Consider the following 13,393-nt stretch of genomic DNA (forward strand, 5'->3'; position numbering starts at 1 on the left):
GTTGACTTTTATCCTGAAGTGCGAGCAAAGTCGCCCCGGTCATGCGTATCGGGGAGGGACTGATGTCCATGCGCGTTGTTTTCAAAAGCCTGCTGTTTATTGTCGCAACTTTGGCCGTTCAGCCGGCGCTCGCGCAGGACACGACGCGCAAGATCGTCACGACGCAAAACGGCGATTATTTTGGCTTCGATCTTCGCACAGAGCAGAATGTGTCGCTGCCACAATGCGAAACCATCTGTATCAACGACAAATCCTGCAAGGCCTTCACCTATAATCCCAGGGTGCAATGGTGCTTCCTGAAATCGGATTTCAACCAGCTCAACGCGTTCCCAGGTGCCGTTGCGGGCAAGGTGGTGGAGGTGGCGAGCGAGCCGGATATCGGCGCACCGCAGAAACTCGCCTTTGTCGATGATAGCCTCTACCAGGAGGCCAGACGTCTCAAAGCCAGCTTCGTTCCTGCCGGAGACGGTCAATCCATGGCCGACTGGTTGTCTGTGGCCCGCCAACAAACCGACCGTGGCGATTTCGTCGGTGCTGTCGGCAGCTACAAGCAGGCGCTGGCGCTCGGCCTGGAAGATGGTGCGGTGTGGGGTGAACTTTCGCGCGCCGCCGCAAATGTGAAGAGCAACGCTTCGATGTCGTCGCTGGCAGTGTCCGGTGCTCTCAACGCCTATTCTTTGAGCCGGTCCGTGGCGGCTCGCACCGCCGCGCTCGACATGCTTGCGGTCGCGTTCGAAGGGGCACGGAACTACCGCGCGGCGCTGAGCAGCTACAAGGCACGTCTTGCTCTGTCGGATGATCCACAGACGCGCGCCGCCTATGCCGATCTCAAGACCCGGCAGGGCTTCCGGGTCATCGACAACACTGTCGATACCGATAGTGTCAGTCCACGCGCCTGCGTCCAGTTCTCGGAACCCCTGGTCAAGAACGGTGTCGATTATTCCTCCTTCGTCACGCTGGATGGCGCAGCACCCAAGGCCATCGAAGCCGAGGGCAGCGAGATTTGCGTCGAAGGTCTGACCCACGGCCAGCGATACAAGATCGCGCTGCGCGCCGGTCTTCCGTCCTCGGTCGAAGAACCGCTGGAAAAGCAGGTCGATCTCGATATCTATGTCCGTGACAGGTCCGGCTCGGTGCGCTTTACCGGCGAGAACTTTGTTCTTCCGGGGACAGCCCGTCGCGGCATCCCGCTCGTGACCGTCAACACCGATCGTGCCGATCTGAAGCTTTACCGCGTCGGTGATCGCAGCATCACGACATTGCTGAGCAATTCGCAGTTCCTGACGCAGATGGATGGCTATGGCGCGGAGCGGATCGAAAACGAAATCGGTGAACTGGTCTGGCAGGGCAGCATCGATATACAGAATGAGCTGAACAAGGACGTCGTCACGAGCTTTCCAGTCGATGAAGCATTGCCGGAGCGCAAGCCTGGCATTTACGTCCTGACTGCGGTCCCGCCCGGTACGCCAGCCGAAAATTGGGATTCGCGCGCCACGCAATGGTTTCTCGTGTCCGATACCGGCATCACCACCTATGCCGGAACCGATGGCCTCAACGTCTTCGTGCGCGCACTCAGCACCGCAAAGCCGCTGGAAGGGGTCGAACTTCAGCTTCTGGCCAGAAACAACGAAATTCTCGGCACCGCCACGACCGACGGTGAGGGTAGGGCGATCTTCTCCGCAGGTCTGATGCGCGGGTCGGCAGGGCAGGCACCTGCCATCATCACTGCGAAAAACGGCGACAAGGACTATGTCTTCCTCGATATGACCCGGGCCGGTTTCGACCTCTCGGACCGTGGCGTCACCGGCCGCGCCGCACCCGGTGCACTGGATGTGTTCAGCTGGACCGAGCGCGGCATCTACCGCGCCGGTGAAACTGTGCATGCGGCGGCGCTAGCGCGCGATGTCGAGGGCAATGCGGTGGAGAACCTACCGCTGACGTTTGTCTTCTCGCGCCCCGATGGTGTGGAAGATCGCCGTTTCGTCAGTGATGGCAAGGCCTTGGGCGGTTATGCCGTTGATCTGGCCTTGCAGGAAAATGCCATGCGCGGCACCTGGACCGTGGCAATCCATACCGACCCGAAGACGGCAGCCATCAGTCAAAAGTCCTTCCTCGTTGATGACTTCGTGCCAGACAGGACCGAGTTCGACTTGACCAGCAAGGCCAAGGAGATCAATCCGGTTGCCGATACCACCATCGATGTCGATGGCCGTTATCTCTACGGCGCGCCCGCTGCCGGTCTCGAACTTGAAGGTGAAATCGCGCTGAAGGCCACGCGCACCCGCGCCGGTTTCGATGGCTACGAGTTTGGTTTGGCGGATGAGGAAAGCCAGGAGGAAAGCCGCACCACGCTGGATGCGCTGCCTGCGCTGGATGAAAACGGCAAGGCGCAGTTTGCGGTCACCCTGGCCGACCTGCCGTCAACGACGCAGTTTCTGTCTGCCAATATCACCGTGCGGATGCGCGAGGCCGGTGGCCGCGCCGTGGAGCGTTCGCTGACCCTTCCGGTTAAATCCGATAGCGCCATGATCGGCATCAAGCCGGAATTCTCCGGCGATCTTGCGGAAAATTCCGTGAGTCGTTTCCACGTCATCGGCCTTGCCGCCGATGGCACGAAACAGGCCATGAGCGGCCTGACCTGGAAACTCATCAAGGTCGAGCGCAATTATCAATGGTATCGCCAGGGCAATTCATGGCGCTACGAGCCCGTCGTCTATACCAAGCAGGTGCAGACCGGCACCCTGGCCGTGGATGCCAATGGCGGCGAGATTTCCGTGCTTGCATCGTGGGGGCGATATCGCCTGGAAGTCGAATCCGCTGAAAACGGCGGTCCTGCGTCCAGCGTCGAGTTCGATGCCGGTTGGTACGTCACCGCAAGTTCGACCGAAACACCGGATGCGCTGGAAATCGCACTCGACAAGCAGAGCTACACGATCGGCGACACCGCCAAATTGAAAGTGACCTCCCGTTTTGCCGGCCAGCTCATGGTCGCGTCCGGCTCTGACAAGCTGATTGCGGTCCAGAACGTCGATGTCGGTGAGAACGGCGGCGAAGTCGATATTCCCGTAACCAGGGAGTGGGGTGCGGGCTCTTACGTGACCGCTACCCTGTTCCGGCCCGGCGACGCGCAGGAAAGCCGCATGCCGATGCGCGCCATCGGTGTGAAGTGGCTGGCCGTCGATCCCGGAGAGCGAAAGCTCGGCATCGCACTGACATTGCCCAAGCAGACATTGCCGCGCCAGCCGCTGGAAATTCCGGTGCAGGTGTCCGGCGCCGGTGCGGGGGACAAGGCTTATGTCACCGTCGCTGCCGTCGATGTCGGCATTCTCAACCTCACCCGCTATGAACCACCCAAGCCGGATGAATGGTATTTCGGCCAGCGTCGTCTCGGGTTGGAAATCCGCGATATCTACGGTCGTCTGATCGATGGCTCGCTCGGCGCCACAGGGCGGCTCAGAACGGGTGGTGACGGCGGACAGGTTGCTCTTCAGGGCAGCCCGCCCAAGGAAAAGCTGGTGGCGTTTTTTGCCGGTCCGGTGGAGCTTGATGCGGACGGCAAGGCCATCATCCGTTTCGATATTCCGCAGTTCAACGGCACGGCCCGCGTCATGGCCGTGGCCTGGACAAAGACCGGCGTCGGTCATGCTGTGTCGGACGTCGTCATTCGTGATCCCGTTGTCATCACCGCCAGTGCGCCGAAATTCCTCAGCCCCGGCGACGTCTCGCAAATGCGCGTCGATATCGCCAATACGGATGGCGATGCGGGCGATTACAAGCTTGATATCGCCAGCAACACGGCGTTGACCGTCGATCAGGGCGAGGTGTCGCAGACCGTCACGCTGCAAAAGGGTGGCAAGTCCTCGCTGACCGTACCGCTGACCGGTGAATATCCGGGCAACGGGGCAATAACGATCAAGCTCAGCAACGCCAGCGGCATCTCGCTGGAACAGGCGCTCAACATTCCCGTTCGTCCCTCGGTCTTGCCGGTCACGACGCGTCGAAACATCAAGATCGCACCCAACAGCACTCTGACGGTGGATGGCGCATTGCTGGCTGACAGCATGTTGCTGGGGTCGTCGGTGGCCGTCAACGTCACGCGTTCACCCGCCTTCGATGTTCCGGGTCTGGTCATGATGCTGGATAAATACCCCTATGGCTGCGCCGAGCAGACGACCAGTCGTGCGCTGCCGTTGCTCTACGTCTCGGAACTGATGACGCAGCGCGGCGGTGCGCAGGATCAGGATCTGCGCAAGCGGGTGCAGGACGCGATCTATCGCGTGCTGTCCTTCCAGTCCACATCGGGCAGTTTTGGCCTCTGGTCTCCCGGCGAAGGCGATCTGTGGCTGGACGCCTACATCACCGACTTCCTGACGCGGGCACGGGAGCAATCCTATGATGTCCCTGAAACCGCCATGGTTCAGGCGCTGACCAACCTGCAAAATGGTCTTGCCTACGACAACAACGTCAAAGATCGCGGCAACGAAATCGCCTACTCGCTGTATGTTCTGGCCCGCAACCGCAAGGCTGCCATCAACGATCTGCGCTATTATGCCGACACGACCTTGAACGATTTCCCGACGCCGCTGGCCAAGGCGCAACTGGCATCTGCCCTGTCGCTTTATGGCGATGCCGCCCGGTCCAAGACGGTCTTCGGTGCGTCTCTCAGCATGGCGGCCGCAACGACGAATGTCAGCCTGTCCCGCGCGGATTATGGTTCTGTGCTGCGCGATGGCGCCGCCTCGCTCGCCCTTGCAGCAGAAAGCCGCCCCGTTCCTGCGGTGGTGCCGCAACTGGCCAGCGCTGTGGCCAAGGCCTGGGATGCGAAAGCCTATACCAGCACACAGGAACAGGCCTGGATGCTGCTCGCCGCCCGCGCCTTGAAGGGTGAGGACAAGGATGTGAAGCTCGATATCAACGGCACGCTTGAACAGGGCGGATACAGCAAGGGGATGAGCGGCGACGAGCTTTTGCAATCGCCCCTCAAGATCACCAATGCCTCGAAGGATACGGTCACGGCGGTCGTGACCACCGTCGCCCCGCCAGCACAGCCGCTGCCTGCCGGCGGCGATGGTTTCGAGATCAAGAAAACCTATTATTCCCTTGAAGGCGAAGAGGTTGATATCAGCGAAGCGACGCAAAACGAACGCTACGTCGTGGTCTTGTCGGTGACGCCCAAGCACGATTGGCAGCAGCGTATCATGCTGACCGATCTCCTGCCGTCGGGGTTCGAGATCGACAATCCGAGCCTCGTCAACAGCGCGGCGCTTTCCAATTTCGATTGGTTGCCGGAAACCGAGGCTGCGCATACCGAGTTCCGTTACGACCGTTTTGTTGCAGCGTTTGATCAGGCTGCGGGCGATAATGCGGAGGTGACGCTGGCCTATGTCGTCAGGGCCGTAACACCCGGCACTTACGACAATCCGGCCGCATCGGTGGAAGATATGTACCGTCCGCAGTTCTCGGCGCGCACGGCAACCGGTCGCCTGGAGGTCCGCGCGGCGCAGCAATGATCAGGTGGCGGGCGTTCATCAGCGGTTTTGTTTTGGCGGCAGTCCTCACTGCCGCCTGCATCTATGCACTGAACCGTCTGGACCACGCCTACCCGCCACCCCTGCAAAATGCCCGGATCGTCTCGCAGGAGGTGCTGGACAGAGACGGAAAGCTGTTGCGCGCGTTTGCGACACCACAGGGGCGTTGGCGGCTTCACACCAGTGCTGAAGATGTCGATCCACAATTCATCAACATGCTGGTCGCCTATGAGGATCAGCGGTTCTTCGACCATGGTGGCGTCGATGTTCAGGCCCTGGGCCGCGCTGCGTGGCAATTGCTGACCAATGGCCGCATCGTCTCGGGGGCATCGACACTTTCCATGCAGGTGGCGCGGTTGATCGAGCCGCGGACGGATCGCTCGCTTGGCACGAAATTTCTCCAGATGGTGCGGGCATGGCAGATCGAGCGACGCCTCAGCAAGCCGGAGATCATCGACCTTTATCTGAACATTGCACCTTATGGCGGCAATCTGGAAGGTGTGCGTTCAGCAAGCCTTGCCTGGTTCGGCAAGGAGCCGAAGCGGCTTGATACGGCGGAGGCGGCCTTGCTCGTTTCGCTGCCGCAACTGCCGGAAAAGCGCCGTCCGGATCGCTTTCCGGATGCGGCGAAACAAGCGCGCGCGCGTGTGCTGCAACGGCTCGCCGTCTCACGCGTGGTCGGCGAGGGAGAGGCCGCCCGCGCCGCCGTCGTTGCCATTCCCGCAAAGCGCCTGGACCTTCCGTCTTACGCCCCTCATCTGGCGCAGGCGGCGCGTGCCAGGTTTCCGCAGTCCTTGACCATTGGCTCGACGCTGCGTCTGCCCGTTCAAAAAGAGCTCGAAGACCTCGCACAGCGCTCTGCCGAAAAGTTGGGAGATAAGGTTTCGGTCGCCATCGTCATGGCCGATAGCACGACGGGTGAGATCGTCGCCGACGTCGGCTCATCCGATTTTCTGGATAGCAATCGCCGTGGCTGGGTGGAAATGTCCCGCGCAGTGCGCTCTCCCGGCTCGACGCTGAAACCCTTCATCTATGGGCTTGCCTTTGAAAACGGCCTTATCGCTCAGGAGACTGTCATCGAAGATCGCCCGGCGGATTTTTCAGGCTACCGCCCGCGCAATTTCGATATGCAATACCAGGGCGATGTCAGCATTCGGCAGGCGTTGCAACTGTCCCTCAACGTCCCCGCCGTGCGCCTGCTGGATGCGGTCAGTCCGGCCGCCCTCCTGGTCCGGTTTCGCCGCGCGTCCGTCAAACTGACATTGCCAAAGGCCGAAGCGCCGGGGCTGGCGATTGCTCTGGGGGGTGCCGGTCTCTCTCTAGTTGACCTCGTCCAGCTTTACGCGGCCCTTGCCAATGGCGGTCAACCCGTCGTCCTTGGAGACGGGGTGCGCAACAAACCGCAGCTTTTGAATGTCGATCCGCTGTTTTCAAAGGCTGCGATCTGGAACATCACCGATGCCCTCTCCAGCATCCTGCCACCCGTTGGCATGAAACAGCGTGGCATCGCTTATAAAACGGGCACCAGCTACGGGTATCGCGACGCATGGTCGGTCGGTTTCGATGGCCGCTATGTCATCGGCGTGTGGGCTGGACGTGCTGATAACGGCTCGGTCCCGGGTCTTGCGGGCTACGTCTCTGCGGCACCGATCCTGTTTGAAGCTTTTTCAAAATCGGGCGTTGCCCTGACGCCATTCCCGCCAGCGCCGCCGGGTGTTTTGCGGCTGGCCTACAAAGATCTGCCCGCCAACCAGCGGCGCTTCAGCGTCACCAGCAGCGGTCTTCTCTCATCCACCCGGCGCGAACCATCTCCCCAGATCGTCTATCCCCCGGAAGGCGCGCGGATAGAGCTCTCAAGCCAGAGCGGCGATCTCTCACCCCTCGTGCTCAAACTGCAAGGCGGGCGCGCCCCCTTCCACTGGCTCGCCAATGGCAAACCCTTGCCAGAACCGTCGCGTCGCCGCAGCAGCGAGTGGTTGCCGGAGGGGCAGGGCTTTTCGACGCTGACCGTGATCGATGCGGATGGACGGGCGTCCAGCGTCCGGATTTTTGTGGAATAGATGTTGGTGCCGTTGGGGTGGACGGGATGTCGCGCGCCGCCAGTCTCCCCCCCTTTCGGGGGAGATGCCGGTCACGGCAGAGGGTGGGTGGTAGCCGCACCCTCCGCGATCCATTTCAGGCGGTCCCGTCCACCAGAATAAACGGCTGCCCACGCGAGCACATCTCAATGCGCGCATCCACCTTGTAGATCGTCCGCAGCATGTCGCGTGTGATGACAGCAGACGTCTGTCCGCTCACCGCCATGGCTCCATCTGCAATGACGATCGTGTGCTCGCAGTAGCGCAGCGCATGATTGAGATCATGCAGGGCAATGAGAACGATCATGCCGCGCTCGCGGGCAAGGTTGGTGATGAAATCCAGAACTTCCACCTGTCGATGGAGGTCCAGCGCCGATGTCGGTTCGTCCATCAACAGGACTTCCGGTTTGCGTACCAGTGCCTGCGCCAGCGATACCAGCTGGCGTTGGCCACCGGAGAGTTCGCCAAGCCCGCGAAAGGCGAGTTCGTGGATGTTGAGAGCCTTCAGAATGGCATCGATCTCGGCCAGCTCGTCGTCATGCACCTTCCAGCCACTGCCCTGTTTGGCCGACAGAAGGATGGATTCGTAGACCGTCAGAACGGCATTGGCACCGGTGTCCTGTGGCATGTAGCAAATGGTGCGTGGGCCCTGCTCTGTTTGCGACAGCGTGACCACGCCCGGACCCTTGATCAGCCCGGCGATCCGTTTGAACAGGGTCGACTTGCCTGCGGCGTTGGGACCGATGACGGCGGTGATGCTTCCGGCTTCCAGCATGTCCATGGTGACATGGGCCAGCACCGTCGTGCGCCCGTATTTGGCGCCGACATCCTGAAGGGCAAGGGCTACCATGCGCGTCTCCTATTGGAGAAAATGAGGACGAAGAAGAAGGGCACACCGACGAGAGCGGTGATGACACCGATCGGCAGGATCGCGCCGGGGATCAGCACCTTGCTGACAACGGATGTCACCGATAGCAGCAGCGCACCGCAAATGATCGAGCCTGGCAGGAAGAAGCGTTGGTCTTCACCCACCACCATGCGCGCAATATGCGGCCCGACGAGGCCGATGAAGCCGATGGTGCCGACGAAAGACACGGGAATGGAGGCGAGCAGGCTGACGGTCAGCATGGTGTGCAGACGCAGGCGGCGCACATTGATGCCCATGCTGGCGGCCTTGTCGTCACCCAGACGAAGTGCCGTCAGCGCCCAGGCGTTTTTCATGAACAGCGGCACGGTGAGGACGAGGATCGCACCTGTCACATAGACCTTGGCCCATGTCGCCTTGGTCAGGCTGCCCATGGTCCAGAAGACGACGGCGGCCAGCGCCTGTTCGGAGGCCAGATATTCCAGCATCGAAAGCGCGGCGTTGAAGGTGAAGACAAGCGCAATGCCCAAGAGAACGATGGTTTCGACCGTTACGCCGCGCATGGTCGAGGCGAAGTGGATGAAGAGCGCAGCCACCATCGCCATGACGAAGGCATTGACCGGCACCATATATTCGACGGCGCCCGGAAAAAGAGCGACACCACCCACCAGCGCAAGCGCAGCGCCAAAGGCGGCTGCCGCCGAAATTCCGAGCGTGAAGGGGCTGGCAAGCGGATTGGCGAGAATGGTCTGCATCTGCGCACCCGCCACAGACAGCGACGCGCCGACGGTGACGGCCATCAGCGCGATGGGCATGCGGATGTCCCAGATCACCACACGCAGCTGGTTTGCAACGCCTGCGGGGTCAAGGATCGCGCCGACCACTTCGGAAAGACTGTAGCGCGCAGGTCCGAGCGCCATGTCCGTGGCAAGGCTGAGACAGAGCGCGACGACAAGCCCGATCAGGATCAGGATACGCCGGGCGGCGAGGGCGCGATATTGTGCGCCCCCTGTTTTTTCAACATGAGCGGCCTCAATGGATGCCATTTAGTTCGCGCCTTTTTCAAGTGAAACGAAATAACCCGGCTTGTAGCTGACGGGCAGGAATTTTTCGTGGAAGTCCTCGAAATTCTTTTCCGGGTCCATGTCGGAAAACAGATCGGGATGAAACCACTTGGCAAATTGCTGGATCGGCACAAACTCGTAGGGAGCACCATAGAACTGGTGCCAGACAGCATGGACATTGCCGTTTTTCACGGCATCCAGCTCAGGAAACGGTGTGCGTTCCATCAACTTGGCAAGCCGTTGACGCGACAGCGCCATATCGGCACCACGACCGACCGGCACGAATTGGTTGATGTCGGATTCGGCGGCCCAGTTGGAGCCTGTCACAATGACATGCTCAGGATTGGAGACGATGAGCTGCTCCGGATTGAGATCGCCGAAGGTTGTCTTGATTACGTCGGACGCAATATTGTGTCCACCGGCCTGCTCGATCATCGCGCCGAAATTGACAGGACCAAAGGTGCGGCAGCAGGTGTTTTCGCCGGAAATACCGGGTGCGCGCTCAATGAAGACACCGGGGCGTTTCAGATCTTTCACCGATGCCAGCCTATCGGTGACGAGCGCAATCTGGTCCTTGCGGTAGGCGAGAAACTCTTCGGCGCGGGGCTCGGCACCGAATATCTGGCCGAGGATGCGGACGGAGTTTTCACTGTTTTTTTCGGGATCGAGCCTGAAGTCGAGATAGACGACCTTGATGCCTGCTGCTGCCGCCTTCTCCTCGAAGCCGCTTTCCTTGGCCGTTTTTTCGACTTCCAGATTGAGCGTGATCACATCTGGCGATAGTGCGATGGCAGATTCAAGAGTGAAATCACCCTGCGGCAGATAACCGAAGCGCGGCAGCTTCTCGATCTGCGGAAAGCGCTCGAGATAGGCCTTGTAGCTGTCGGGGTCCTTGGTCAGAAAGTCATCGCGCCAGCCGACAACGGTATCGAACGTCTTGTCGCCCTTCAATGCGGCGATGACATGGATCTGCCTTGCCTCGCCGACGATGACGCGCTTGGCGGGAAGGTCCATCTCGACCTTGCGACCGGCGGCATCGATGATCTGGGTCGCCAATGCAGGCGTCGCGATCAGCATGACGAGGAGGACTGCGATCCGTTTGAACAGCGTGTGTGGCATGGGAGGTCCTTTCAGTCTCAAAACGCGCATGGCGAAGCCGCGGTCAGCGGCTTCGCCTGATGATGGGACAGCGCTCCTCCTGCGCTGCCCTGATCTTAACGGTCGTCCTTCAAGGACACGAAGTAACCGGGCTTGTAGTCAAGCGGCAGGAAACGGGCGTGCAGTTCCTTGAAGGTTGCTTCCGGGTCGAGGTCCTTGAACAGCTCCGGGTGAAGCCATTTGGCAATTTCCTGGATGGCCACGAACTGGTACGGGTTGTTGTAGAACTGGTGCCAGATGGCGTGGACATTGCCGTACTGGACCGCCTTGACGCCGGTGAAGGCTGGACGCTTGGTCAGGTTCTCAAGCTTCCGGCGGGCTTCCTTGAGGTCTGCGCCGTAACCGACACCAACCCAGTTGCCGCCCGGCACATACGCGTCCCACTTGCCGCCGGTGATGATGATCTGGTCCGGATTGGATGCGATGACCTGTTCAGGATTGACCGTGCCGAAGGTGCCGGGAATGATGTCTTTCGCCATGTTGATGCCACCGGCGATCTCGACCATCTTGCCGAAATTCTCATTGCCGAAAGACATGCAGCAATCGTCGGAGTAGCCACCGGCGCGCTCAACGAAGACGACTGGTTTCTTCGGCTTTTCCTTGTCCAGCACATCGGTCACACGTTTGATGCTGTCGGAGCGGAACGTGATGAAGTCTTCGGCCAGGTCTTCCTTGCCCATCAGCTTGCCCATGACGCGCATGCTCGGCTCGGTATTTTCCATGGGCTTTTCGCGGAAGTCGACATAGACCAGGGGAATGCCGACCTTGCCGAGCTTTTCGATGTAGCCCGCTTCTTCGGTTGCCGTCTTGGCATCGATGTTCATGATGATGACGTCGGGCTTCAGCGCAACGGCCTGCTCGATATCGAACGTACCGTCCTTCATGCCGCCGAATGTCGGCAGCTTGGCGACATCGGGGTATTTCGCCAGATAGGCCTGATAAGACTCAGGATCCGCCTTTGGTAGGTCGTCACGCCAGCCGACGACGTGCTCGAACGGATTGGTCTTGTCGAGAGCGGCGAGAAAATAGATCTGGCGGCCTTCGCCGAGAATGACGTTCTTGACGGGAACATTGACGTCGACATCGCGTCCCGTCACGTCCTTGATGGTCACTTTGTCGGCAAATGCAGGCAACACGGTGGAAACGAGAAGACCCATTGCAAGAATGGCGGATTTGCCTGTAATGCGCATCGAAATTGTTCTCCGGTAAAACTGTCCGCGCTTTATGGTTTTATGATTAGATGAGTCAAGTTTTATCTTTTAGAGCGATTCGAAACTGGAACTCGGCAAGGGTGGATATCATGGATCATGTGAACGATTACGGGAACAATTTTGGTCTCCGCGATGAGATCAAGGCTTACTGGTCTGCGCGTGCCGACACGTTCGATCTGTCGCCCGGCCATGAAATCTTTTCTGAAGACGAGCGGGCCGCATGGCATCGTCTGGTGGAAAAGCACCTCGGCAGGGGTGAAGGCAAAAGCGCGCTGGATCTTGCATCGGGCACCGGCGTCATCTCGCATCTGATGGACGATCTGGGCTACCGTGTGACCGGCCTCGATTGGTCCGAACAGATGCTTGAGCAGGCCAGGGCGAAGGCAAGAAACCGCAACCGCAATATTTCCTTCCGCATGGGCGACGCCGAAAACACGATGGAGCCGGAAGGCAGCTACGATGTCATCATCAACCGTCATCTGGTCTGGACGCTGGTCGATCCCAAGGCGGCATTTCGCGAATGGCTGCGGGTGCTGAAGCCGGGTGGCCGGGTGCTGATCGTCGATGGCGATTTCGTCAATGTCAGCTTTGCCGAAAAGCTGTTGAAGAACCTTGCGGCCAGGCTGCTCGCATGGGGTGTCTTCAAGCCCGAGGCGGTCCACATGCCCGCCGATATGGCAGGCACCCACAACAGCATTCTGTCACGGGTCTATTTTTCTCAAGGGGCGCGGGCGGAAGCGGTTGCGGCTTTGCTTCGGGAGGCCGGATTTGAGAGCGTGGTCATCGATACGGGCCTGCGGGACATTCACAAGACGCAGGCAAAGAACTGGAATTTTCTGAAAGCTGCGGCGCGCGGCATCCAGCATCGTTATGCGATTTGTGCGAGGAAGCCGGAGTGAGGGGGTGAGTCCCCCTGCCAACGCCCAGAGTGTCAAAAATCATGGGATCCCTTCAGACACGCTTCGCCGTTCACGCGGCGTGGAACGCCCGTGATGTGTCATCTTGGTCAACCCGGAGAGCACACGCAAATGCGGACATGTCTCTGGTATGATGTTTGCTATGGTGCCGCATTTGCATGGCTGCCAATGTCGTTTCGATAGTCCATGTCTTGCCCAAACCGGACCGTGAATGATCCGGCCTGAGCGTGACAGGCAGTGTCCGATGGACCGTTTCGCCTCGCCCTGTCCGAAAGCCGTGAATGGTCTTTCGCGTCGAGGAAATCGGGTGCCACCGGTCTGACCCTGACATGGTATTCCTGGTGTCTGCCCACACGTCTGCGACCATCCACCAGCCCCCGTCGCCTGCCCTGTCTCGCGAAAACAGCGAGACGGCGGAGGTGAGGCCATTGTGGGGGTGATTCGCGGACCGTGGAGAAAAAATCGAATATTTTTTTGCTTTTTAGCAGATTTTTGTGGGAGCACTGATTTCAAAGGGAATTTTAAGGTTTGAGGGGTTTCCTCACGGTAAAACCACGACCCTATTCCCACAC

The 13,393-nt window shown here is 59.8% G+C and carries 7 protein-coding genes; 3 read left to right on the forward strand and 4 right to left on the reverse strand.

Going from position 1 to position 13,393, the window contains the following annotated elements; genetic code table 11:
- Positions 1–62 precede the first annotated feature (62 nt).
- Together GGQ73_RS05625 and pbpC are read left to right on the forward strand one after the other, a co-directional pair.
- Entirely contained in the window at positions 63–5,510 is a 5,448-nt protein-coding gene (locus tag GGQ73_RS05625) for an alpha-2-macroglobulin family protein (protein WP_183894645.1), read from the forward strand.
- Complete coding sequence (gene pbpC, locus GGQ73_RS05630) at positions 5,507–7,588, forward strand: penicillin-binding protein 1C (protein ID WP_183894647.1); 2,082 nt, start codon at positions 5,507–5,509, stop codon at positions 7,586–7,588. The genes GGQ73_RS05625 and pbpC overlap by 4 nt, the downstream gene beginning before the upstream one ends.
- Positions 7,589–7,703: 115 nt before the next feature.
- On the opposite strand, the gene GGQ73_RS05635 is transcribed toward pbpC, so the two are convergent.
- The 4 genes from GGQ73_RS05635 to GGQ73_RS05650 form a co-directional block, all read right to left on the reverse strand.
- Complete coding sequence (locus GGQ73_RS05635; RefSeq protein ID WP_174156043.1) at positions 7,704–8,456, reverse strand: ABC transporter ATP-binding protein; 753 nt, start codon at positions 8,454–8,456, stop codon at positions 7,704–7,706.
- Positions 8,450–9,517 carry a FecCD family ABC transporter permease gene (locus GGQ73_RS05640; RefSeq protein WP_183894649.1) on the reverse strand — a complete coding sequence of 356 codons (1,068 nt, stop codon included), beginning with the start codon at positions 9,515–9,517 and terminating at the stop codon, positions 8,450–8,452. Before GGQ73_RS05640 ends, GGQ73_RS05635 begins: the two co-directional genes overlap by 7 nt.
- The gene (locus GGQ73_RS05645; RefSeq protein ID WP_183894651.1) at positions 9,518–10,654 is read right to left on the reverse strand and encodes an ABC transporter substrate-binding protein; all 1,137 of its coding nucleotides are present in this window, start codon (positions 10,652–10,654) and stop codon (positions 9,518–9,520) included.
- Positions 10,655–10,749: 95 nt separating this feature from the next.
- On the reverse strand, positions 10,750–11,883 hold the full coding sequence (locus tag GGQ73_RS05650) for an ABC transporter substrate-binding protein (protein WP_183894653.1): 1,134 nt from the start codon (positions 11,881–11,883) through the stop codon (positions 10,750–10,752).
- Positions 11,884–11,993: 110 nt separating this feature from the next.
- Between GGQ73_RS05650 and GGQ73_RS05655 the strand changes: the two genes are divergently transcribed.
- A complete protein-coding gene (locus tag GGQ73_RS05655) occupies positions 11,994–12,803 on the forward strand; it encodes a class I SAM-dependent methyltransferase (RefSeq protein ID WP_183894655.1) in 810 nt (269 codons plus the stop codon).
- Positions 12,804–13,393 lie beyond the last annotated feature (590 nt).

The organism is Rhizobium skierniewicense (assembly GCF_014196515.1).
Classification (GTDB): domain Bacteria; phylum Pseudomonadota; class Alphaproteobacteria; order Rhizobiales; family Rhizobiaceae; genus Agrobacterium; species Agrobacterium skierniewicense.